This is a genomic window from Shewanella sp. 492 (genome assembly GCF_059338445.1).
The window spans coordinates 2,802,261-2,826,783 of sequence record NZ_CM181702.1 but is presented as its reverse complement, the minus strand read 5'-3'; the positions used below and the strand labels follow the sequence as shown (position 1 = coordinate 2,826,783).

Here is a 24,523-nt window from a genome sequence, read left to right as displayed (position 1 = left end):
CATGGTCGCCGTAGCTATCTACGCCATGGCGTAACGTTTATCATTGTAGTGTAACAGTTTGAGGAGTGTTGTGGGCGCGTTATCGTTATCAAGCAAAAGCTTAGTTGGCCGTTTAATGGTTGCGTTTAGCCTACTAGGTTTGCTGTTATTATTGCTCGTTACCCTAGGCAGTGTATCGCTTTATTGGGTTAAAGAGGCTGACCAATACCTCTATGAAGAGGCATTACCAGCCTCCGAAGCTGCGCGCCAATTAATGCAGTCTTCCAATGCCTTACTGGATAACGCTCAAGGTTTAAAGCAGGTTGAAGAGGAAACGCAGCGAGCATTTTTAGGTCGAAAGTTATCATTAGAAGGCAGTAACTTACTGGGGGCTATTGCGCGCTTAAAGACGTTAAATGTCGAAGACGATCGCCTTTTAGAGCTTGCCGCGGGCGACATTTTACGTGATTTATCGCAATTAGGCCGTCAAGTGGGTGAGCGTTTAATTTTGGCTAAAAAACTAAGTGAGCAGGGGCAAGCACTAACAGACGCCGCCAGCCGTGCCATTGAGCTGCTAGAGGCTGAGCTGGCCATTGTGGACTCGGCGGTATTGGCCAAGCTAAGTTTGGCCTATCCACAAGTCGTGGGGGAGTTACAAACGGCACACCTGCTTGATACCATAATAGAGCAAGATCTCGATATTCAAGAACGACTTAATCGTGCCTTAGCCTTAGTGCATCATATCGCTCTGGTGGGACAGTTACTTCAGTCACCCGAGCAGCAACTAGGCTTAAATAAGGTGCTGACCAGCATGTCCAATCTGGTGCCTACAACGCGTAAAGTGTATCAAGTTGAGCCTATAACACTGGCGGATTCGGCGCAGATGTTGCCATTCACGCAGATAAATATGATGCCGCTGGAGCTCTTAAAGGGGTTGATACGCGATCCTAGGCGCGCCGTGGAACTAGATAAAGAGTTAACCATTTTACGCGGTGTGAGCCAAGGGCTCGCGTTGCAGCAAAACTATGGTCAAGTATTAGCGCAGCAAAATCAGCAGCTATTCAATTTGACGGAAAAACTGGCGCAGTTAAATAGTGCGGTTGACGAGGCCATGCAGGCACAGCAGGCTAAAGCCGCCGAGGCGCGGCAGCAATTTTTACAGCAACTGTCTTGGGCTAAAGCCGGGTTATGGAGTACGGGCTTATTGATGTTGATCTTAATGCTGCTGGTGGTCTATCGGGTGATTTACCGTGGTATTGCGCTGCGTTTAAATGAGGCGACCTATGCGCTGTCTCGCCTCAGTCGCGGTGATACCTCGGTCGCGTTAGACCCACACGGTGATGACGAACTCACCGCCATGGCATCCGCTATCGAAGTGTTTAAGCAAAAGACGCGGCATAATCAGAAGCTGCAAGCTGAGCTTATTCAGCATAAAGCCTCGCTGGAAAAGACCATTCAAGCTAGAACTCAGCAGCTCGCCGAGGCGAACCGCCAGCTCGATGCCGAGGCCAAAGGGCATAGCGCGGCAAGGGTGATAGCCGAGGAAGCCAGTAAAGCCAAATCGCTATTCTTAGCCACGATGAGCCATGAAATTCGCACGCCGCTCAATGGATTATTAGGCACTTTAACCTTGCTGGGACAATCACCGCTGCCCACGGCGCAAAAACAGATGTTGGCCTTGTCGCAATACAGCGGCACGCTGCTGCAAACGGTATTAAATGATATTTTGGATTTTTCACGTTTAGAGCAAGGTCAGTTTAATAATGAACCGCGTCCGGTCGCCTTGCCTGCGCTGCTCGACGATATCGTGGCCATTATGTTAGCCGGCGCCGGATTATCTGGTTTAGCTCTCAGGCTCGAGAGTGACAATGTGCCTGATTGGACGTTGCTTGATGGGCCTAAACTGCGACAAGTGTTGTTTAACTTATTGGGCAATGCCATCAAGTTCACTCCCGAGGGTGGGATCATCTTACGAGTCCGCGCACAGGAAAATCGGCTCTATTTTGAGGTGGCCGATACTGGCGTTGGCATCAGTGATGAGGGGAAAGCACAACTTTTTAAAGTGTATAGTGACTTGCCAAATCAAGGTCGCTCGCGCGGAACCGGGCTAGGGTTAGCCATCAGTAAAGAGCTGGTGGAGGTGATGAATCAAGGCGCAAGCGAACACGCCGCGAGCGAGCACACCACATTATGGGTGCAAAGCGAGCAAGATAAAGGCAGTGTATTTGGTTTTAGTGTGCCATTTATTAACTGTGAGCCGGCGGTTGAGGCCAGCGGCGAAATCATCAAAACCGTGTTAAAGCAGCGAGTGCTTGTCGTTGAGGACAACAAGGTTAATGCCATGGTGGCGCAAGGCTTTTTAGCCCATTTAGGGCATGAGGCCGTACTGGCGACCAGCTGTGCACAAGCGCTCAATTGCTATTATGCTGACGCGCGTGGTTTCGATGCCGTTATGCTTGATATTCAGCTAGGTGATGGTTCGGGATTTGAATTACTGAGGCAATTGAAACCTGACAATGACACCAACATATCATCGGTAACGTTTGCGGCATTTACGGCGCAGATCCAAAGCGAGGATGTTGTCAGTTATCAGCAAGCGGGTTTCGATGTGGTATTGGCTAAACCGCTCAATATGCAAGCCTTGATGAGTTGGATTGGTGTGGTTGCAGTTAAAGATACACCACACACGCCTGATGAGGTTGTTATACAAACTGACGGGCAGCAAGATAGTGAGGTAATAGCAGGGGATGCAACCCTGCCGCACCCGTTACTCAATCAGCGCCAGCTAGATGAAGATAGGCAATATATAGGTAAAGCCACCCTAGTTGAGATGTTTACCTTGTTTCAAAGCTCGAGCCGCGAGCAGCTTGCCCGCTTGAGCGTGTTACCCGAAGACGCCGCTAAATGGCTGCATGGGTTAAAGGGCAGCAGCGCGAGCATGGGCATGTTGGCGTTGATGCAGCGGTGCCAATTACTCGAAGCGCAACTGGCTGCGGGAACTGCTTTGACTCTTGAGCAGTATCAACAGCTAGAAGCCTTATGGCTAGCCTCGTTAGCTGCCATGACCGCTGAGTTGGATAAAGAGGCGTAATGAAACACAGTGCCAGCGTTGCAGCAGCCTTAACGGGAGAGGTGGCTTACAGCGGGCGTAAATCTGGTAAACTTGACGCTTATTGATTGTCTCTTACTCGTTACTTATTGTTTTTACGCTTGTATCTGCAAGCAACAGGTTGATTTGAATGCAATTTGCTCAGTTAGATTTACATCCATCATTACTCCGCGCGCTGACACTCTTAGGCTTTGCTCAGCCAACGGCGATTCAGGCCGCCGCCATCCCGGCCATTTTAGCGCAGCAAGACATACTCGCCTCGGCGCAAACGGGCACAGGTAAAACCGCCGCATTTGTGTTGCCGATATTGCAACAGCTGCTGGCGCAGCAGGATGACGGGAGTCACTCACCCGTGGCGATTAAGGCGCTCATTTTAGTCCCAACACGCGAGCTGGCGCTGCAGGTGCAAGCGAGTGTACAAGCCCTTGCGCAGATGACGTCATTGCGCAGCGCCGTTGTGTATGGTGGTGTCAGTATCGATGCTCAGCAAAGCCAATTACATCAAGGTGTTGACCTGTTAGTTGCAACCCCAGGACGGTTACTCGACCACCTACGCCGCGGCGGATTGAGTGTGGACGCGGTCTCATACCTGGTGTTTGATGAAGCTGACCGCATGTTGGATATGGGCTTTATGGATGAGATAAACGCCGTGATGGCGCAGCTGCCAAGCACTCGCCAGACCTTGTTATTTTCAGCAACCCTTGACGATAGTGTGCTGAGCTTTAGTCGCAATCTGCTGCGCAGCCCCCAACGTATCGAGGTCGACGCCCCTCATAGTGCGGCGCGCGACATAGAACAACGGGTTTATGCGGTCGATAGTGATAATAAGTTCGCTCTACTCAGCCATCTTATTCGTCAAGGTCAGTGGCAGCGGGTTTTGGTGTTTAGTCGTAAAAAGATCGCTGCCGATAAGTTAGCTCAGCGCTTAATTGATGCGGGTATCATGGCTAGGGCACTTCATGGTTCATTGTCGCAAGGCGGGCGAGAGCAAGTGTTGCAAGCATTTAAGGCTGGCGATATTAATGTGTTGGTGGCGACCGATGTGGCCGCTCGTGGTATCGACATTGCCTCGCTCGATCATGTGGTTAATTATGAGTTACCGTTTGCGGCGCAAGATTATGTGCATCGCATTGGCCGTACTGGGCGAGCCGGACAAAAAGGAGTGGCTATTACCCTGTATAGCGAGGAGGAGGATGCCTTACTGCTCGAAGAGGTCGAAGCCCTATTAGACAAGCGTTTGCCGCAGCAGTGGTTGCCAGGGTTTGAGCCCGATCTGACTAAAATGGCGCCGTTGGCGGGTAAGCAGGGGAAGTCGGCGCAGAAACGCCGCGCTAAACGCCGTGGTCGCGGCTGAACAGTACCTATAAAAAAGCGCCGCAGAAGCGGCGCTTTTTTTCGTGTTGTGCTGATTTAATGCGATTGTGATGCGGCTAGCGTTTCACAATCAACCTTGACCCAATGGGTGGTTAAATGGGCCAATGCGGTATAAAACTGACCATTATCGCACTGGCTCACTTTGTCGCTAAACGTCTTTAACCAACTATTAAGGTAATTGTTGATAAACGCCTGTTGTGTGGTGCTATCGGCTCGTTCAGCCTGATGGGCAACATAGGCTAAGATCACCGCCAGATGATCTGCAGGCTCAGGGAATTCACTCTGAACCTGTAACTGACTCTGTTCTAAATGGTCGAGCATCTGTTGATGTTGCTCGCCAAACAGCAGTACGTCATCATCGTCTTGCTTATCATTGGCCATATACAGGCTAGCGTATGGGCTGGCGCTATGTTTAGTGCCGACCAAAAACAGGCCGCAATAGTCCGCAGCCAGTTCCAGTAGGGCTTTATCTGTGGTTAAACCTAACAATACCGCGTTGATCTTAGCCACATCGGCGCCCAACAGTGGATCGCTTGCCAGCTGTGCCAAGAAGGCTTGCGCCTGCGCACTGGTCAGTTCATGCAATAGTGGCTGGTCGACCTCTTTAGCAAATAATGCCGACAGTAAGCGATAGACCATGGCTCTGCCCTGATTAACGTTATTGTCCTGTGCGTTGCTGTTATTCATTGCTGTCTCCTTGGCGTTGGCCATTGTCTTAAATTGCCGTTTCGATAGGGCCACTAAACGAGCTGACCTCAGGCACTTTACCTTGGTAGCGCTCAAATTCGACCAAACAGGTGTAGGCCGAGCAGGCTTGGGCCAATTTTGAGGTACCGATATCGAGGGTCAAGGTATTGGGGTCACCATAGCTGCACAATGCGCCAATTTCGTTGCCGCCTTGCTTGCTACCATCTTTACCGACCGGGCCATACCAGGCACCTTCTTGGATACGCACCACCCCTTGAGGGAAGCGGTTAGACACCACCGCACCAGCCAGTAACTGACCTCGGCCGTTAAATACCCGCACAATATCGCCATCGTTAATGCCGCGCTGCTTGGCATCGAGTGGATTGATAAACACTGGCTCACGACCCTGAACCGTATAGGTTTCTCGGTATTGCTCTGACTCACACATCTGCGAATGTAAGCGATGGTCAGGGTGGCATGATTGCAGCCAAATCGGGTGTTTATCCGAACCAGGGCCGCCATGGCTGCGCTCTGATTTTTCTATCCAGGTGGGGTGACCGGGGCAATCATCGTAATTATATTGCGCTATTTTACGACTGAATATTTCAATTAAGCCCGAAGGTGTACCCAGTGGATTGATTTCAGGATCGTCTCTAAAGTCAGCGTGACGTGTCCACGGTTCGCCCTCGCCAAAGTGGACATAACCTTGCTTCCAGAAGGTGTCAAAGTCAGGCATGGCAAAACTACCATCGTTATCGGCCTTACAGTCGTTATACAGCTTTTTGAGCCAGTCAAATTCACTCATGCCGCGAGTATACTGTTCACCTTTGCCTATCAGAGTGGCAAAGCGGGTGAAAATTTCAAAATCTGACAAGCTTTCATACAATGGCTCAACCATCTTTTGCATCGCCAAGACCCCGCGATTAGCATAACTGCCGTACACATCTAGATCGTTGCGCTCAAAGGTAGTACAGGCTGGCAGCACGATATCAGAGAAGCGGCAAGTGGCTGTCCAGTTAGTATCTATGGTGACGACACATTCGAGTTTGTGAAATGCACGTTTCATGCGGTTACGATCTTGGTGGTGATTCCAAGGGTTATTACCGGAAAATACCATCATCTTAATGTCTGGATAGGTAACCTTAGAACCATTAGCTTCAATGGTTTTCCCAGGCTCTAAAATGGCATCAATCCAACGTGCTACCGGGATAGTGCTACTGGCGCCCTTAAAGTCATTGTTATCAAATAACGGCTTTTGGCCTTCATCTAGGTTACGCGGAAACGCGCCCGGCGCCGCGGCACCCGATGAGGGCACACCAATACCCGAATAGTGATGACCATAGCTGATACCTCCGCCCGGTAAGCCAATTTGGCCTATCATGGTGGCGAGTACGGCGGCCATCCAATAGGGTTGCTCGCCATGTTGTTGGCGTTGAATACACCAACCCATCATAATTTGGGTGCGCCCCGCAGTCATCACTTTAGCCAGATCGCGGATGATCTCCTGGCTAACGCCGGTGATCTTACTGGCCCACTCGGGGGTTTTCGCTACGCCGTCTGACTCACCCATAAGGTAGGGGAGGAATTGATCGAAGCCTAAGCTATAGCCTTCGATAAACTGTTTATCATGCAGGTTTTGGCTCACCATCTCATGGGCGATACCCAGCATTAAGGCGACATCGGTTTGCGGATTGACATATAACTGCTCACAACCCAAGTATTTTTGGGTTTTGGTGACCACAGGATCTATGCTGATCACTCGGATCTTGCCTTGTTTCACTTTTTCTTTAAGTTGCGCAAGGTAAGCAAATGACTCATGAGTCTCGGCGTTCCAACCCACTTGCAGATTTTTATAGGGATCATTTGACCATAAAATAATGGTGTTGGATTCTTGTAAGATCAGCTCCCATGAGGTGCCCTGTGCATAAACCTCGGTCGAACCGAGCACATAAGGCATGATGGTTTGACCGGCTCCGGTTGAGTAGTCACCGATTTTTTTGATGAAGTTACCGTGCATACCCACAGCGCGTTGCATATGGCTGGTACAAGAGTGCAGTTGGCCTGTGGCGCGCCAGCCCGTTTGGCCAGCGTGTAGGCCTGAGGGACCATATTTGGTTTGCACTTCATCGAGTGAATCTTTAAACAGTGATAAGGCCTTATCCCAGGTCACACGTACAAAGCGAAAATCACCACGTTGGCTGGTGTCACTCTTGTGGCCGTTAAGCAAAAAGTCTAAGCGCACCATAGGGTAACGAACCCGAGATGGATTGTAGACCAAGCCTTTAATACCGTTAATCATATCGGTTGGATATTGGTCTCGGTCAAATGGGATCACCTGATCGATAACGCCATTTTTACGCTTCATCTTAAATGCACCAAAGTGCGACCCGGTTGTTAACCAGCCATCATTGGCGCCTGTGTTGGCGAGGGCATTAAGGGGGGCCAATACTGACGCACCACTGAGGGTCACATAAGAGGTGGCTGCAAGGCCCTTAAGAAAATCTCTTCTGTTCATGTTGATATCCTTTTTAGTGCGCCGACTTATCGAAAGTAGATGAATGTTCTTGCAAGTATTTTTGTACTAACGCTTGAGTGTCTTGGTCCATGTTGACGAACGCTATCATGCCTTGGAACATGCCTGGCCAAGTGTTGGCATCGAAATGCGCTTCGTCTGGTTGGGTATGACAGACGCTACAACTGGTGGAGTAGGTCTCACGTGCGTAGTCCCACAGGGGTTGTAAATCTTTGACGAGGAAATCTTTTTCGGTCCAAATCTTGGCTTCGACTCGTTGCCATTGCAGCCCTGTCATCGGATCTTCTTTCTGCTCGAACACCTCCATGACGCCTTCTTCCAGTGCGGCTTCTTTTGACAGTTGCGCCGACAAGATATTGAGACCAAAATCGAAGTAGATCACCCGTCCCGCGCCCACTTTCTTACGCCAGCCGTCGATGCCGACTTTAACGCGATCGCCTTGGGTTTCGAGTACGGTCACTTTAGTGGCGATATTCAATGTGCCGGCTTCGACATCTGTGGTGCCATTAAAATAGAGTGGTTTAGTCAGTGCGGTGAAGTAGGTGTCACCCACTTGTAGGCTGCTTTCGCCAGAGCCCACTTGGGCGATGAGTTCAGGTGCACGTGAGGTGCCCATATCAGGTAGTTTGTGAGCAATACCTTTATGGCAATCGACACAGCTTTGATCCATTTCGGCTGCGCGTTTCATCTGTTTTTGCGCCAGTTTTGACATGCTTTCCCATTTCATTGAGGCATAGTCGTGGCAATTTTTACAGGCTAGCGAGTCATCGCGATCGAATCGTTTCCATTCGCGGCTGGCCATTTCAAGTCGCTTAGCTTCAAATTTTTCATCTGTGTTGACCGTTTGCAGTAACCAACCCCAGACATCGTGAGAGGCTTCCATTTTACGGGCAATTTTACGCGTCCAGTTGTGTGGTACATGGCAGTCAGGGCAGGTGGCGCGCACCCCTGAGTGATTTGACCAGTGCACCGTTTGTTGCAGCTCTTGGTAAGGCTTACTTTCCATGCTGTGACAGCTAATGCAAAAGGCTTCGGTATTGGTCATTTCCAGTGCGGTGTTAAAACCACCCCAGAAAATAATGCCCATGAGAAAGGCAGATAAACTGATGGTACCTAAGGTGAGGTACTTGGCGGGCTTGTTGAGCGTACGCCAGATAGTAATAAACCACTTCATAACAGCATCCTTAAAAAATAGATCAGGTAATTATTTAACTTAGTGTGAGACGACGCCGCCGAACGCTTGGATCATCCAAATGACAAAGCCATAAGCCCCTATGCCGCTGACCGTTAAAATGGGAAACAGTAAAAAAATGATGAAGCCCAGCGCCTTAAGTTCTTTGGATTTCACCTGACTGGGTTTAGTCGCTAACTCTTGCTCTGCCATGATCTGCTCTCTTAGTGGTGATCTTTGTCTATGGCTACAATATTAGAGGAGGGTTGTTAACGGCTGTCACACTTGGGATGAATGAACATCGACAACTTATGAAAAAATATGAAAATTAATTTTGAACATCACAGCAATTGCCCACTGTTACTGTTAATCATCTGGTTTTAAATGGATTAAATTGACATGTGCATCTAAAAAATCGCTACGATCAGGTGTGCAGAAGCTGCTTTAATCACAACAGGTACAGGAAGCCTTGGCCTATGTGATAAATATCTGCTGATTTGTTAATTTGCGCTAGTTTATCGCGCCAGATTTCCTGTAAAATTCGCGCCAATCAAGGTTGTGTTGGCGCTCGATTATGCCGAGCTTCGCTAGGTGCTGCATTTTTGTTCCCTCATTATGCCGCGCACAATAAGGTACATCATAAGTACTCTGTGGTTCTTTAATCCGATAGTGTTGAACGGGATCCTCACTGCCATAACCTTGTCAAACTAAGCGCACAATAAAGGTAAATAATTATGAAGTCTGAACAGACTCTCGATACCCCTGCTGTACCTACAAGTTCGATGTTGGATCGTTTTTTTACTATTTCTGCCCGTGGCAGTAGCATAAAACAAGAAGTGATTGCCGGGTTTACCACCTTCTTGGCCATGGTTTACTCGGTCATAGTGGTGCCTAATATGCTTGGTACCGCTGGCTTTGATGCTGGCGCAGTATTTATTGCGACCTGTTTAATCGCCGCTTTTGGTTCGTTGTTAATGGGGCTGTGGGCTAACCTGCCAATGGCGATTGGCTGTGCCATCTCATTAACCGCTTTTACCGCGTTTAGCATGGTATTAGGCCAAGGGATCTCGATTCCGGTCACGTTAGGCGCCATCTTTTTAATGGGGATAGTGTTTACGTTAGTGAGCGTGACGGGGATTCGTCAGTGGGTACTAACCAACCTGCCTAAAGGGATTGCCCACGGTACGGGTATCGGTATCGGCTTATTCCTTTTGCTTATTGCCACTAACAGTGTGCAGCTTATCGTCGCTAACGATGCGGGTTTACCGGTGAAGTTGGGCGATATCCATAGCTTACCTGTGCTTGCGACCGTTATTGGCTTGGCGGCGACCATTGGCCTTGAGCGCCGTGGTGTGCCAGGTGGCATTTTGTTGGTGATTATCGCGCTGTCGCTATTTGGCCTTATGTTTGACCCTTCGGTGACCTATCAAGGCTTGTTTGCTTTGCCGGATCTGATGTCTGAACAATCGTTGATCGGTCAGCTCGATATAATGGGGGCGTTAAACCCCTTAGTATTACCTATCGTACTCGCGTTAGTGATGACAGCGATTTTTGATGCCACAGGCACTATCCGTGCGGTGGCGGGTCAAGCCGAATTACTCGATAAAGACGATAATATTGTTGGTGGTGGTAAGGCGCTCACCTCTGACTCTGTGAGCAGCATCTTTGCTGGTGCTGTGGGCGGCGCGCCCGCTGCTGTGTATATCGAGTCGGCTGCAGGGACCGCCGCTGGTGGTAAAACTGGCCTGACAGCGACCATTGTCGGTGTGCTATTTTTACTGATGATGTTCTTGGCACCACTGAGTTATTTAGTGCCTGCTTACGCCACAGCGCCTGCGCTAATGTATGTCGGATTGTTGATGTTGAGCAATGTGACCAAGCTTGATTTTAACGATAAAGTCGATGCTATGGCTGGACTAACTTGCGCAGTGTTTATCATTTTAAGCTGTAACATTGTCACAGGGATCATGTTGGGCTTTGTCACCTTAGTGATAGGCAGACTGTGCAGCGGCGAATGGCGTGCCATCAAGCCGGGTGTGTTAGCGATCACTATCGGTCTGGTGGTTTTCTATCTCGGTGGCTGGGCAATTTAAGCGCTTATCCATATCATAACCTGCCTAAATTTGTTGCTGTAGCTGAATTGCCCCTCAGCGCAGCGCATAAAAAGGACCCCAAAAGACGAAATATCCTTTCGTCTTTTTTTATTGGCTGTAAGCGCGCAGCAGATCTTTCCAGGTGACGATGCCGACAATCTTATCCTGAGATAATACTGGCAGTGAGCCAATATTATGTTGCAACAACAAATGAGCCGCCGCTTGTAAGGAGCAATCTGTTGTGGTGGTGATAGGGTTGCGCGTCATCACTTGGTGTGCGCGTCGCTGCAGGGTTTCAGCATCACGTTCGGTTGCGTTGATGGCGCCAATATGGGGGCTTAATGTGCGCAGGTAATCTCGCTCAGATAACACCCCTTGTAGTTTATCGTTTTCAATCACCAATAGATGATGAAACGGCGCACTGTCAAAAATCTCTTTGACTACGGTAAGACGGTCATCCATGTCGATAGTGGCGACTCGGGTACTCATAATATCGGCAACGGTGACGCTCATAGTCTACTCCCTCATGTTGATGTTATTTATAACAGACAATTAACCGTTCAACAAATCAACGATTTTGCTGAAATATGCAAAGGCTTACTACCGTGATATAACCTGCGGCAAGTGTTGCTGTGCGTCATTCACCAACAGGAGATGAGTCAGTCACACTGAGCCTTAGTCTGTTGGCGTTAGGCAGATAAAGAGTGTTAACAGATTGAGAGACTAGCCATTGCATGGTGTTTCTTAACTATGACGGCAGGGCCCAAATTGAGGCGTGTTATCGAGGTGAAGGGGACATCAGCCTAGGCGATCCTAGGCTGATGTTAGGTTTTATGTGTCGAATGTATTAGAAAATCAGATGCGCGGCACCCGCGATAACAGGCAGGGTCACTAGGGTTCTTAAAATAAACACTACAAATAACTCGACAATATTGACCGGGATCTTACTGCCTATCAGCAAGGCGCCCACTTCACTCATATAGATAAGCTGGGTGACCGACAGGGCGGCAATAATAAAGCGAGTCATATCTGATTCGATAGTACTGGCCAAAATCGAGGGGATAAACATATCCGCAAAACCCACTACGATGGTTTTTGAGGCCTCAGTGGCTTCAGGAATTTGCAGTAACTCAAGTAGTGGGATGAATGGCATGCCAAGGTAGTTAAATAGCGGCGTGTATTCGGCGATCATCAATGCGATGGTGCCGATAGCCATGACGACCGGGATCACGCCAAATACCATATCGATGACATTTTTGAGGCCATCTTTTAAGGTGTGCGACACGCCTTGTGCATGCGCCGCTTTGTTCATTGCTTGCTCAAAGCTCCAAGCAAACACGCCCTTGCCGTGCGGCACGACTTCATCGTCTGGGTGACGTGGTGTGTCGTCGATGTAGAGATCTTTTTTCCAGCACAGTGGCGGTAACTTAGGCACGATAATCGCTGCAACCACACCTGCTAAACAGACGGTTAAGTAAAATGGTGCAAACAGGTGCTCCAATTTAACCTGCGAAATCACCACCAATGAGAAGGTGATTGAAACCGCCGAAAAGGTAGTCCCTATCACAGCCGCTTCTCGCTGAGTATAAAGGCGGGCTTCATATTGTTTACTGGTCATCAATATGCCAACGCTGCCGTCGCCAAGCCAAGAGGCCATGCAATCAATGGCGCTGCGACCTGGCAAGTTAAATACTGGGCGCATAATTTTGGTTAACAAGGTGCCAAATAGTTCTAGCAAGCCGAAGTTAAGCAGTAATGGCAATAACATACCGGCAAAAATAAATACGCAAAATAGCACGGGCAGTAGGTCGTTGAGGACCAAAGCGCCGGTATTACCCGAATGTATCGCTTCGGGGCCTATGCCCATATAAGTCAATACAATGAAGACCGCACCAATGATGCGAACGATTGCCCACATTGGGTTTACGTCAAGCAATGCATTGATAAAGTGATGCTGCTTTAAAGCGTTAGGCTTGAGTAATTTGCAGATAATGGTCGCGATAGCGGTAATGACCACTATAAAGGTCACTATGGCGGTTAGTGCATCGCCTAATAAGCTTTGTAATCCTTTTGATACGATAGCGATGGGGATGGTGATCGCATCTTGATAGCTAATCGGTGTCATAAACAGTAATAAGCCGATCAGCGAAGGGATGAGAAATGTAAGTAACGTTTTTATGTTAGTTTTTTGTTTTATAGCCACTTTTTTTGCCTTAAATTACGCTGTCTGTACAACGGCAAGAAATAAGAATTAAATCCATAATTTTATTTACAATGAATATCCATTCATCTAATCGACGGAGGTTACCGCCTAAGTCCAGTGATGTAAAACCATTTAATGCGCAATCTTGTGACTGGTTGCAATAGCATAGTTATTTGCACTTAATGACTATTTATATTGTACTCAAAATTATCGCTTTTGCACTATGTAATTTCTGGTTGCAATTGGGTTAAGTGTTTGTTGTTGATTGGTTTTATTAAGTTTGCTCTAGCGTCAGCTGTTGTCGGTTGAGAGCGGCATTAATTGGGTGAGTTCGGCGCTAACATGATGATGCTAAAGCATTTGATTTGTGGACTTAAGGGGCTATGACGACAAGTTTTGCGCCTAATCGACTGTCGATTAGGCGCTGTTTGCGGTAAATACACGGCTAATATAGAGCGGTTAATAACGTATGTGGTCAATAGTTAGCACGTTTCAGTGCTGCGTTTTTATCGACTTAATGCTCGCTCGGGATAAAGATATTCGCGCGCCAAGTTTAGTGGATTTTGTCCGCCAGTTAACCGAAAGTCTGCCTTAGGCTTTTGGCTTTATCCGCATTAATTTTCAGCTCAGAAATGGAGCCTTCAACGCTCTGTAGTGCAACCAGATTATTATTCGATGCCTGGGTGATCTGATTAATTCCCTGATTTAGTTCTTGTACCACTTGCATCTGCTGCTGCGCCGCGACGGCATTTTGCTGGGCAAATTCGTGAATGCTGCTGATTGATGTATAGAGTTCATCCAGCTTTATCGCCGAAGATTCGGTTTGCTGGGCGCAGTGTTCGGCCAATTGCTGGCTTTGACGCATCTCTTCGCTCCAGTCGCTGAGCATCTTGAACATTTTGTCGACGCTTTGGGATATGCTGGTTGTCGATTCTTGAGTGCGGCTCGATAGCGCCCTGACTTCATCGGCAACGACCGCAAAGCCGCGCCCCTGTTCGCCTGCTCGGGCAGCTTCAATGGCGGCATTGAGTGCCAATAAGTTGGTTTGCTCGGCGATGGCATCGATTTCGCCCATGGCATTGGCCACATGTTGAGCTTCTTGATGCAGCTGCTGAGTATTTTTTGCTACATGGGTGACGCTTTGAGTGAGCGAGTCGATATCTTGGCTGTTTTGCTGCATCATGGTGCGATTATCGTGACAAATTTGATAAGTGTCATCGATATGGTTTGAGGTCGACTGAATATTACTCACCACCTCATTAAGGGTCGCCCCCATCTCTTCCATAGCGCTGGCCATCTGCTCAATTTCTTGATGCTCTTTATCGATGCCACTGTGAGTTTGATTCATGGCAATAATCAGTTGATTGGTGATGTCGGTGATCTTATCGGCGCTATCTTGATTTTTGCCTAACACGCCCTGCATCTTGGCGTCTTTCATCAATATCTGAAATGTTAGTAGTGAGGAGGAGTCTTTTCCGCAATACACAAAGCGGCTGACCGAGTCATACTCTTGTTTCATCGCCATTAACTGCGTTGGCACCCGAAAGGCCTCATCGTAAAAGATGGCCAGATTCAATCCGATCAATACCAGTCCGACTAAAATGGTCTGCCAGCCTAAGAAGTAGCCCGCCATCGCCAGCCCTAGGGTGGTAACCACCGCAGAAACGATGCGCTTTTGCACTAATGAAAGTGGATCCTTGACCGTTTTACCTTGGTTAATTTGCTCATATAGGGCCTGCGCGCTGCTGATTTTTTTTGCATCGGGTTTTACCCTTACAGATTGATAACCTATGAGTTTGCCTTGCTCGTATAAGGGGGAGACAAAAGCATCGACCCAGTAAAATGAGCCATCTTTACAACGGTTTTTCACCATACCGCGCCAAGATTGGCCGGCTTTTAGTTTTTGCCAAAGATCGGCAAATGCCGCCGCAGGCATGTCGGGATGACGCACCAGATTGTGATTATGGCCCACCAATTCTGATTCACTGTAACCTGAGATGTTGATAAAGGCTTGGTTAACGTAAGTGATCACGCCACGGGTATCAGTGCTCGAAATGAGCTCGTCTTTATCTGCAAGTTTTACCTCGCGCATCGAGGTGGGGAGATCATGATGTCTAGTTGTGCTCATGTAGGGAGGTCTTCAGCAAGTCGCCATCTCCAGCTTGTTATTTGCGAAGTGGTTGGTGGCGTAATAAAAAATTCATGGGAATTCTAACAGGCATGCCATCAATTTGTTAGCTGCCTCACAAATCTATTTTTAGTGAGACGTGGCGCGTAAAATAAATGCTAAGATTATGATCTTGCTCTAATAAAAATATTGACTCAGTGATGATGTCACGTATATTCGTTTACCCTTTTATATTATAAGGTTATTTGTGAGCGAGTCGCAGAATAGGCTAATAATGTTGCTAAAATTGTTATCAGAAATATGCGCCAAAGCTCGGCATAAAATTCTAATTCCATATAACCTAGTAGGACGACAGCATTGCATTATCAACGGACTATGAATTCATCACAGCGTAAATTACCCACATTGGGGTTTAGATTTGGCATGCTGGGCATTACTGTGCATGTGCTTAGTTTAATAGTGGCGGCGTTGGGATTTAATGATTTTAATGGTAATGGTTTTAGCTTTTTTAATTTCTCATTAAGTGAACTGGGCCAATATGGTCATTCTCAATTAGCGGTAGTGTTTAACGGTGGGTTATTTTTTGGTAGTTTGAGCTTGGTGTTGTTTTGTTTGTTTTCATTGCAATATAGCGACAGCCCGCTGCTGTACCCTTGTCTGTTACTGCTGATATTAGCCTTGTTGGCGCTGGCCATTACAGGTTTATTTCCCATCAATGTGCACCATTTACACACCTTAGGTATCGAGTCTTTCTTTTATTGTTCGCTGCTGAGTATCGCTTGTTACTTGGGGTATGTATGGCAGGGTGCAAGGTTGGCAATAAAGCCCCTTAAGCGTTTTGCTTATCGAGGCTGCGGTGTGTTGAGTTTGCTGTGTTTAGCCGTGTTTGGTTTGTTTGTTTTTTTTGCTCAAGTGGATAATAGCCTAAGCAATAATGGCCAAGCATTTTACCATGGAATGATGATGATCGAGCCACGCCCTGAATTTTGGTGGCCCGCCATCGTTGAGTGGTTAGCGTTACTGCTGTTTCTTGGTTGGAGCGCGGCCTTGGTGTGGACTCAGCGCCCTACGCGCGACTAGCGCCCTTGCTCAAATCCCGCTTGTCCAAACCAGTATCCATTACAGGTTAAGTTATTGTTAGTGGTGACATCGGCACTCGTGATATTGACGCTATTAGCTGTCTGGTTAGTTTTTAACTTATTGTCAATAAACAAGTTATTAGCTAACTCTATTGAAGCTAAGCTACTAGGGGAAACCCTAAAATAGTCGACGCCGAGGCGCTGCATCTCCTGTTGCTGATCACTCAAGTCAATATAACTGGCCGATTGAGTTTGAATGCCATTAAGGCGTAGCAGCGGCTGGTTTTCTTGGGTTTGCGCCAATACACCTTGCGGATAGTCAATACAGATGGTTTGGCAGCTATCTTTGGTTAATCCTTGTTGGCGCGCGGTAAAGCAGCGCGCAGAGTGTGCCAGTGGCATGTAGCCATGGCCAAAGACTTCCACCTCGATTTGCCTTGGAGCCAAGTCGGTTAATACTCGTTCGAGCCAGTGCTTTGATAGCTCCAGTGGCATGACAAATCGTTGCATTCCCCAAGCGGCTAATTTCTGCAAACTGGCCGCATTATAGTTGTTAATACTTGGCCCACAGATAAAAGGTAAGCCGAGTGATTTCGCTACTTCCACTGCACCCATATCGTTGGCTTCCACCATAAACTCACCATTATCGATTTGCTGCTTTAAGGCGGTAAATTCAGATTGTGCTTCGATCAGTGCCAGCGTGGAGAGCACCACCTGTTTACCCGATGCCTTGAGCATCTGAGCTAGCTCAAGGTAGTCGCTAAATTTCAGTTGGCGGCGACGGCTGCAGACGGTTTCACCTAAATAGATCAGCTCAATGTCGCTATTGGCTGCTTGTTGATAAAATTCGCTGACCTGCGCCTTTGACCAGCAATATTGAATAGGGCCTAAAGATATTTTCATATTTGCTCCTTTATTAGCTACTGCCAAGTGCGCTCATAGGCTCCAAGTGTGGTGACTTGACCTTCAGATACTTTGGCTAACGCTTTGTCCCACTCAGCTTGAGTTGTGTAGGCCTCGGGATGGTGTAAAAACGTGTCGATAGCCTGACGCCAAACACGGGTGACTTGCTCAACATAGGCAGGGCTGCGCTGGCGTCCCTCGATTTTAAGCGAGGCTATGTTCGCCTTTGCCAGCTCTGGCAATAAACTGAGGGTATTAAGGCTGGTCGGCGATTCCAATAGATGGCTCGGTTGGTTGTTATCTGCTGTGATATAACGGCCCTTACACACCACGGGGTAACCCATCTGTTCGTTAATATTGGACTTATCAATAAGCACTTCATTTAGACGCGTTAAGCGTTGATCGCCAAGCTCTTGCCAGCGCACTGCATTGGCCGGTGAGCAGGAGCCACCAGTATTGGGCGATTGCCCGGTCACATAGGAGGAAAGGTGGCAACGCCCTTCGGCCATAATGCACAAGCTGCCAAAGGCAAACACCTCCAGATCCACAGGTGTCACCTTAGCAAGGTCGCGTACCTGTTTCATCGACAACACTCGCGGCAACACGGCTCGCTCAATATTAAACTCGCGTTTATAGAGGCTTAAGGCGCCAAGATTGGTGGCGCTGGCTTGCACCGATAAATGCAGTGGCAGCTGAGGGTAGCGGCTATGGGCGTAATCAAGTAGCGATAAATCGGCGACAATTAAGGCATCGACGCCAAGATCGGCGGCGATATCGATAGCCTGATACCAACGCTGTTCTTCTCCCGGTTGAGGAAACGTATTGATAGTCAAAAATAACTTCTTCCTCAGAGCGTGAGTGTACTGCACCGCCTGCAACAGTTTCTTCGGGGTAAAGTTTAGGCCAGCAAACGAGCGCGCATTGGTATCATCTTTAAGGCCAACATAAATCGCATCGGCACCTGCATTGAGTGCTACTTTCAATGCGGCTAAGTTCCCCGCAGGGCATAAGAGCTCCATAACTGCCTCTTTCTTAAAAAGTGTGCAGTGTAAAAGGGAATGGCCACCTATATGTTGATGTAAAACAGGTTTGCGATCATAAAAGCTGGGTAAAATTGAATTATCTCTCACTTTCGGGGTGAAAGCCGAATCGATCATTAATATTAAGCGCGGTTGACGCGAGTTGGTCACGCTTGCATAAAGGAGTTATTCACGCGATGCAAAAAAGTGTGCTAGCCAATACCGCTCAACATCTGTTGCAACTTGGTCCTCAGGTGATCGCCAAGCCGTTAACTATAGTGCCTTTTGCCGTGAAGGCGCGCATATTAGAAAAGCTGTTGAACTTGTTAATGGCGGAACAAATCGAGGATGGTGAGCTGAGCTTTCTTCTGCAGCGCTGGGTTAAAATTGACATTGTCGATATGAAACTGAGTTTTGATGTTAGCTTTGATAAACACTTTGTGGTGCGAGCGCCCGCAAAGGCCGAAGTGACCTTTAGCGGTCGCAGCAAAGAGCTGGTATTGATTGCCGCAGGTAAAGAAGATCCCGACACGCTATTTTTTCAACGTCAACTGGCTATCGAAGGCGATACTGAATTGGGGCTTGAGGTGAAAAATTTATTGTTAAGTATCGAATTTGACACTATGCCGGGTTTGGCCAGAGAAGGGCTAACCGCCTTAGCTTCGCTGCTTGAACAACTGCAGCGTCAAGCCGATGCTCAGTGGGCATAACGCTAACTTTTGTACCGTGTTGTACGTAACCGGTGAGGCTAGTTTAGGCAATTTAAGCGTTAGGCTTTACTTGGATGCCGTTAATAAAAAAGCGAAGTGTAATACTTCGCTTTTTTGTGGTTTTGCGTCTGTTAATAGACTAAGTGAATTACTCGCTCAGCGGTTTGCCGGTGATCAAGTGATACTTGAGCAACAGCGCTTCATCAGACTCAATATGTTGTGGATCTGGGTCGATACAATCGATAGGGCATACCGACACACAGGTGGGCTTGTCATAATGGCCCACGCATTCGGTACACAGGTCTGGATCTATCTCGTAGATCTCCTCGCCCATAGTGATCGCTTGGTTGGGACACTCAGGCTCACACATGTCACAGTTAATGCAGCTATCATCTATCAGTAATGCCATTATCTGGGTCCAGTTACACCGCTTGGTGCGGGTTGCGGGTGTTTTGTCCGCTATTAAGATTACGCATTAGTATCGCTTTATCGACATTAACTTCTTGCGGTACCGGTAAAAACACAAAGTGGCCCGAACCGAGTCCAGCTTCGACGGCTTCACCCTTACGGTTTTCTAAATGTTCGATAGTCAGGTTAATATTGCCTTGCGGCGTCATCAACTCAACACTGTCGCCAACCGAAAATTTGTTTTTCACATCCACTTCGGCCATGCCTTTATCGTTACGCTTGCCGGTAAATTCACCCACAAATTGCTGTGTGTCACTGATAGAGTAACCGTAGTCGTAATTTTGGTATTCATCATGCACATGGCGACGCAAGAAGCCTTCGGTGTATCCACGGTGGGCGAGTCCTTCCAGTTGGTGCATCAGCGCTGGGTTAAATTCACGACCAGAAGCGGCATCTTCAATCGCTTGGCGATAAAGCTGTGCGGTACGTGCCACGTAATAAAATGACTTGGTGCGGCCTTCGATTTTAAGCGAGTCGATGCCCATTTTGGTCAGGCGCTCAACATGCTGGATGGCACGTAAGTCTTTAGAGTTCATGATGTAGGTGCCATGCTCGTCTTCAAAGGCGGGCATGTATTCACCTGGGCGTCCCGCTTCTTGCAGTAACACCACCTCATTACTCGGTGCGCCGGCGCCTAGGGTCGGGTTATGCAGTTGTACATCTGGGTTCACCGCGACTATGTCACCGGTGTCGGTTTGCACTGCTTCATGGGCGTCATATTTCCAGCGACAGGCATTGGTGCAAGTGCCTTGGTTTGGATCGCGTTTATTGATGTAACCCGACAGCAGGCAGCGGCCCGAGTAAGCCATACACAAGGCGCCGTGCACAAACACTTCCAGCTCGATATCGGGGCAGCGCTGACGGATCTCTTCAATCTCATCGAGCGAGAGTTCACGGGATAAGATCACCCGCTTAATGCCTTGTTGTTGCCAAAATTTAACCGAGGCCCAGTTGATGGCGTTAGCTTGTACGGACAGGTGCACCACTTGATCGGGAAACGCTTCGCGTACCATCATGATAAGCCCGGGATCTGACATGATCAGCGCATCAGGCTGCATGGCAACCACAGGCTCCATATCTTTGATATAGGTTTTCAGTTTGGTGTTATGCGGCGCGATGTTGCTCACCACGTACAGCTTTTTGCCTAACGCGTGAGCCTCTTGAATACCGGTAGCGAGGTTTTCCATTTTGAAATCATTGTTTCTAACACGCAGGCTATATCTCGGCTGGCCTGCGTAGACCGCATCCGCGCCATAGGCAAACGCATAACGCATATTTTTTAAGGTCCCAGCAGGAGACAGTAGCTCAGGTTTAAACATAATTTCTCTCAATTAACAGGTTGCAAACTAACTTGGGGCGGGCATTTTACTCAATGGAGGGAGCCTTATGCAAATAGTAACCTTGTTTATTCTGTGGTCAACCGCCCATTGCCGCCATAAATAGGCTTCCTATTCCACTGTTTTACGCCGCATACTTGCCCTTGTAGCCAGATGACAGTGATTGCCGCTCTTGTTGGTGGCTATCACGTCCAGCTGGTTTGCTTTAGGGGGCATAGGTTCGCGACTTACCTTTTAATAGCCTATTTTATCCATTATTGCCAAAATGCCCTCTTAGTGCTTGGTGTTATATCAGCGTTGATTGTGGGCGCAGCGGCTATCGTAGAACCATTTAGTTGGTAGTCGGTGAACCAGCGGCGAGGGCTTTTATCGGCCAATATGTGTTGCCGCATGATTATCCTTTAACTAATATTGACGCTTAAAATAGCAACAGACCTTAATTTATCTGCTTAAATTTAAGCGATATTTAGCTCCTTTGAGTCTAGGGCCTGTTGATCTTTGCTGGTTGAATTTCGTTCGAGACAAAAACGTTTTTAGCCGAACCCTTCGGGCAGCGTTTGTTGGTCATTTCTACTGCGTTGTCAGCTTTTTATGTAGAATAACTACACCATAAAGCTTCCGCCTTGTATAAATACCCAACAATTCGCTGCAAAAACAACCTTGAAAGATCAACTGGCCCTAGCTAAGCCATTTTACCATCACGCTTGGCAACCAGTCCTGATATACTCTAGCGCATTATTAGGCGGTAATATTTTATTAAGGAGTCAGCATGTCTAGCGAGCATCAACTACTGGTTGGGTTATTAAAAAAGTTAAAGGCCGATGCGTTAGTGTTGCCAACTTTGCCCGAGGTAGCAATGCGCGTCCAAGAGGTCGTTGCTAGGCCCGATTCCAGCCCTAAACAGGTGGCGGAGATTATTGGTCAAGATGCCGCGATATCGGCGCGTATGATAAAAGTGGCCAACAGCGCCATGTACAGTCGTGGCACCAAAGCAGAAAACATTAACAGCGCAGTGAGCCGTATCGGTTTAACTCAAATAAAGGCTATCGCGACATCGGTTGCCATGGAGCAGTTGTTTATCTCTACTAATGAGATGGTGTGGGAGGTGATGGATGAGGTGTGGCGCTCGTCAATCGAGGTGACCTCTGCGGCCTGTGCATTATTGATGAAGTACTCGAAGACTCATAAAGGTTGTGGTTTAAATTACGATACCCTGACGCTTGCCAGCTTGGTACACAATATTGGTGCCTTGCCTGTATTGACGGAGGCAGAAGCTCATCCGCATCTGTTTACCAGCATAGAACAATTACGCGCTCTGGTGAGAAAAATGCAGGGGCCGATAGGTCGAGCGGTATTGAAAAGTTGGGACTTTTCGCCAGAGGTGATGGAAGTGGTTGAACGATGGGCTGACTTACCCTATCTGCCTGAGCGAGTGACCTATTTAGACTTTGTGCGTTCGGCCGCTTTTTATACCGGTGAGTTAAGAGCGGGTCATGAGCTTGAAGAGCGTTTAGATGTGTTTGTGAAGCGTGGCTTACCCGTATCGCCAGAGTATTTAGGCTCTGATGAATTTCTCGATAATTATCATTCTATTAAGATGAGTTACGAATAGTTGTGACGGTCGATTAACTCTGTTAATAATAGTGGTTAATTTTTCTGCTTCGTAAACATTAAGGCTTTGTGTGGATGCTGCTAATCTCTATTGGATAATGGCTTACATTATAGCCATTGGCGTCGCTGGTACCCTCTATTGGTACTGGCATAGACGTGCTGGCATCCGCTTTTTGCAACAACTCACAAAGCAATTGCAGCAACAAGATAAAGTGCGTAAGCCGTTAGACATTGATTCCGTCCCCAGTGATTTTATTCCGTTATACCTACAGTTACAGCGATTATTAAAGCATTTGCCACCGCCGCCAGGGCGAGATAAATTAACGGGCTTGCTTAATCGAGTTGGGCTTAAATCACGTTTATCTCGCCTGATGCCTCTCAATCAGGGCATGTTTGTGCTGATTGATATTCATCGTTTTCGCTACGTTAACGATCTGTTTGGTTTCTCTTTTGGCGATAAGTTACTGCTGGCCATGAGTGAGCGAATTAAACAGCCGCTGAGTGCTCAAGAGCTTGTCGCGCGTATGAATGAAGATGAGTTTTTAGTGGTGTTTAAAGCGCCGCTAAGTAGTGAGCAACTCAACGCATTGCAAAACCAGTTACAACAGCCATTTTATATTAATGATACCGTGATTAATCTACAGGTACAGCTTGGGTATATGGATCTCTCATTGCATCATGCCGATGTAAGCCAGATGCTAAGGCGCATCGATTTGGCCTTAGTGCGAGCTAAGTCTAGCTCAGGCTTAATCGCCGCCTATCGACAAGGGGATGATAAGAGTCAACATAGGCAGTTGAGTATTATTCGCTGTTTTCCTAAGGCGTTAGCGCAAAGTGAACTCTATGTGGTATATCAGCCTAAATACAACCTCATCAGTCGTAATTGCAGCCACGCTGAAGCCCTTATTCGCTGGGAAAGCCCATTATTAGGCACGGTTTCGCCAGCAGAGTTTATTCCTTTGCTCGAGCGTGCAGGGATGATTTCTATGCTCAGTCAATGGGTTATTGAGCAGGTGCTCGAGCAACAAAGTGAGTGGCGTCAAGGTGATGTTAAGCTGCAGGTGGCGGTCAATCTAGCGCTTGATGATTTATGTGGCAGCCAATTGTGCCAGTGGATCGTGGCGCAGATGCAGCAGCGTCAACTGAGCTCTGATGTACTGGCCATCGAGGTTACCGAGAGCCAGTTAATGACAGATATGCAGCGCACGATTAATGCCCTCGATTGTCTCAAGCGTGCGGGTATTAACGCTGCCATCGACGACTTCGGCACCGGGCACTCCTCTTTGGCGTACCTCAAAAGCCTCCCTGTGAACGAAGTTAAAGTGGACAAAGCTTTTTTGGATAATGTGACCACAGATTTTCGTGGCCAGCATATTCTTAGCAGCGCAGTGTCATTAGCTCAAGGGTTGGGGTTTTCGGTCACAGTTGAAGGCGTAGAAACCCAAGCTGAGTTTATGTTACTACAACAGATGGGCGTCGATAAAATTCAGGGTGATCTATTTGCTAAACCTATGAGTGCAGCCGAGCTTGAAATGTATTGGCAAACACTCAATCGGCCCATTGCCGTATTATCTTAATAATAAGGTGTCACTCTTGCTTTGTAATGTAACGACTGAGCTCGGCGATAAGCTCTGCTGACATGGGGGTCATCTGCCGCGCTTTATTCATGCATACCATCTCAATTTGGGCGCTGACCGCCGGTTTTTTGCCTTGTGGTCGCCAGATCTCTTGTTGCCATACAGTGCGGTATTTACTCTCAAAATAAAACTGCGTGCGCACATCGACAATCTCCGCAAACTCGACGCCATCATGGCATAGCATATCACTGCGATAGACGGCAAAACCTAAACCTTGCTGGGCCCAAAGGCGAGCCAAGGTTTCGGCGCCGATGACATGTTCTCTGGCACGTTCAAAATATTTTAAGAAATTAGGGTGATACACTACACCTGAAAAATCGGTATCTTCATAATAAATCTGCACCGGAAAATGAAATTGGGTGCTGTATTGCGCTTGTTGAGGCTGCTTCATATCTTAAAGGGAGGCGGCTAATAGTGCGCGCCAGCTTAGCACATTTAAGTAAAACCGCACATGCTGCCTAGCCATTTCAGTTTTAAGCCTT

At 47.9% G+C, this 24,523-nt stretch carries 19 protein-coding genes; 7 read left to right on the top strand and 12 right to left on the bottom strand.

Annotated features, from left to right (window positions below; genetic code table 11):
* The first annotated feature begins 70 nt into the window (after positions 1-70).
* Together torS and AC5YBX_RS12470 are read left to right on the top strand one after the other, a co-directional pair.
* On the top strand, positions 71-3,070 hold the full coding sequence (torS, locus tag AC5YBX_RS12475; protein WP_494521220.1) for a TMAO reductase system sensor histidine kinase/response regulator TorS: 3,000 nt from the start codon (positions 71-73) through the stop codon (positions 3,068-3,070).
* Positions 3,071-3,218: 148 nt separating this feature from the next.
* Positions 3,219-4,442: a DEAD/DEAH box helicase gene (locus tag AC5YBX_RS12470; RefSeq protein WP_494523773.1), complete on the top strand. Its 1,224-nt coding sequence runs from the start codon at positions 3,219-3,221 to the stop codon at positions 4,440-4,442.
* 56 nt (positions 4,443-4,498) lie between these two features.
* On the opposite strand, the gene torD is transcribed toward AC5YBX_RS12470, so the two are convergent.
* Genes torD through torE form a run of 4 tightly spaced genes read right to left on the bottom strand, consistent with a single transcriptional unit; the run spans position 4,499 to position 9,066 of the window.
* The gene (torD, locus tag AC5YBX_RS12465) at positions 4,499-5,149 is read right to left on the bottom strand and encodes a molecular chaperone TorD (protein ID WP_494521222.1); all 651 of its coding nucleotides are present in this window, start codon (positions 5,147-5,149) and stop codon (positions 4,499-4,501) included.
* 28 nt (positions 5,150-5,177) lie between these two features.
* A complete protein-coding gene (gene torA / locus AC5YBX_RS12460) occupies positions 5,178-7,664 on the bottom strand; it encodes a trimethylamine-N-oxide reductase TorA (RefSeq protein WP_494521223.1) in 2,487 nt (828 codons plus the stop codon).
* 13 nt (positions 7,665-7,677) lie between these two features.
* The gene (gene torC, locus AC5YBX_RS12455; RefSeq protein ID WP_494521224.1) at positions 7,678-8,856 is read right to left on the bottom strand and encodes a pentaheme c-type cytochrome TorC; all 1,179 of its coding nucleotides are present in this window, start codon (positions 8,854-8,856) and stop codon (positions 7,678-7,680) included.
* Positions 8,857-8,895: 39 nt separating this feature from the next.
* The gene (gene torE, locus AC5YBX_RS12450; protein WP_494521225.1) at positions 8,896-9,066 is read right to left on the bottom strand and encodes a trimethylamine N-oxide reductase system protein TorE; all 171 of its coding nucleotides are present in this window, start codon (positions 9,064-9,066) and stop codon (positions 8,896-8,898) included.
* A gap of 521 nt (positions 9,067-9,587) precedes the next feature.
* On the opposite strand from torE, the gene AC5YBX_RS12445 reads away from it, so the two are divergent.
* Entirely contained in the window at positions 9,588-10,946 is a 1,359-nt protein-coding gene (locus AC5YBX_RS12445) for an NCS2 family permease (protein WP_494521226.1), read from the top strand.
* Positions 10,947-11,054: 108 nt separating this feature from the next.
* On the opposite strand, the gene AC5YBX_RS12440 is transcribed toward AC5YBX_RS12445, so the two are convergent.
* The 3 genes from AC5YBX_RS12440 to AC5YBX_RS12430 form a co-directional block, all read right to left on the bottom strand.
* Positions 11,055-11,459 (bottom strand): CBS domain-containing protein, encoded by a 405-nt coding sequence (locus AC5YBX_RS12440; protein ID WP_494521227.1) that lies wholly within the window; start codon positions 11,457-11,459, stop codon positions 11,055-11,057.
* Positions 11,460-11,793: 334 nt separating this feature from the next.
* Complete coding sequence (locus AC5YBX_RS12435; RefSeq protein WP_494521228.1) at positions 11,794-13,071, bottom strand: YjiH family protein; 1,278 nt, start codon at positions 13,069-13,071, stop codon at positions 11,794-11,796.
* Positions 13,072-13,723: 652 nt separating this feature from the next.
* Positions 13,724-15,277: a methyl-accepting chemotaxis protein gene (locus AC5YBX_RS12430; RefSeq protein ID WP_494523772.1), complete on the bottom strand. Its 1,554-nt coding sequence runs from the start codon at positions 15,275-15,277 to the stop codon at positions 13,724-13,726.
* Between the two features lie 375 nt (positions 15,278-15,652).
* Between AC5YBX_RS12430 and AC5YBX_RS12425 the strand changes: the two genes are divergently transcribed.
* Positions 15,653-16,357 carry a DUF998 domain-containing protein gene (locus AC5YBX_RS12425; RefSeq protein WP_494521230.1) on the top strand — a complete coding sequence of 235 codons (705 nt, stop codon included), beginning with the start codon at positions 15,653-15,655 and terminating at the stop codon, positions 16,355-16,357.
* Here AC5YBX_RS12425 and AC5YBX_RS12420 read toward each other — a convergent pair.
* Both AC5YBX_RS12420 and ubiU read right to left on the bottom strand, forming a co-directional pair.
* Positions 16,354-17,259 (bottom strand): U32 family peptidase, encoded by a 906-nt coding sequence (locus AC5YBX_RS12420; protein ID WP_494521231.1) that lies wholly within the window; start codon positions 17,257-17,259, stop codon positions 16,354-16,356. The two genes, AC5YBX_RS12425 and AC5YBX_RS12420, sit on opposite strands and share 4 nt — an antisense overlap.
* Before the next feature lie 17 nt (positions 17,260-17,276).
* A complete protein-coding gene (gene ubiU, locus AC5YBX_RS12415; RefSeq protein WP_494523771.1) occupies positions 17,277-18,278 on the bottom strand; it encodes a ubiquinone anaerobic biosynthesis protein UbiU in 1,002 nt (333 codons plus the stop codon).
* Positions 18,279-18,475: 197 nt separating this feature from the next.
* Here ubiU and ubiT point away from each other — a divergent pair, with 197 nt between their 5' ends.
* Positions 18,476-18,988, top strand: a complete 513-nt coding sequence (ubiT, locus tag AC5YBX_RS12410; RefSeq protein WP_494521233.1) for a ubiquinone anaerobic biosynthesis accessory factor UbiT — start codon at positions 18,476-18,478, stop codon at positions 18,986-18,988.
* Between the two features lie 148 nt (positions 18,989-19,136).
* Here the strand turns inward: ubiT and AC5YBX_RS12405 are convergent, their stop codons facing one another.
* Positions 19,137-19,397: a YfhL family 4Fe-4S dicluster ferredoxin gene (locus AC5YBX_RS12405; protein ID WP_110458198.1), complete on the bottom strand. Its 261-nt coding sequence runs from the start codon at positions 19,395-19,397 to the stop codon at positions 19,137-19,139.
* A 13-nt stretch (positions 19,398-19,410) separates the two neighbouring features.
* A complete protein-coding gene (gene trhP, locus AC5YBX_RS12400) occupies positions 19,411-20,775 on the bottom strand; it encodes a prephenate-dependent tRNA uridine(34) hydroxylase TrhP (RefSeq protein WP_110458485.1) in 1,365 nt (454 codons plus the stop codon).
* Between the two features lie 787 nt (positions 20,776-21,562).
* On the opposite strand from trhP, the gene AC5YBX_RS12395 reads away from it, so the two are divergent.
* Together AC5YBX_RS12395 and AC5YBX_RS12390 are read left to right on the top strand one after the other, a co-directional pair.
* Complete coding sequence (locus AC5YBX_RS12395; RefSeq protein WP_494521234.1) at positions 21,563-22,405, top strand: HDOD domain-containing protein; 843 nt, start codon at positions 21,563-21,565, stop codon at positions 22,403-22,405.
* Positions 22,406-22,475: 70 nt separating this feature from the next.
* Positions 22,476-23,981: a putative bifunctional diguanylate cyclase/phosphodiesterase gene (locus AC5YBX_RS12390; RefSeq protein WP_494521235.1), complete on the top strand. Its 1,506-nt coding sequence runs from the start codon at positions 22,476-22,478 to the stop codon at positions 23,979-23,981.
* A 10-nt stretch (positions 23,982-23,991) separates the two neighbouring features.
* Here AC5YBX_RS12390 and AC5YBX_RS12385 read toward each other — a convergent pair whose 3' ends face one another.
* On the bottom strand, positions 23,992-24,432 hold the full coding sequence (locus AC5YBX_RS12385) for a thioesterase family protein (protein WP_494521236.1): 441 nt from the start codon (positions 24,430-24,432) through the stop codon (positions 23,992-23,994).
* Positions 24,433-24,523 lie beyond the last annotated feature (91 nt).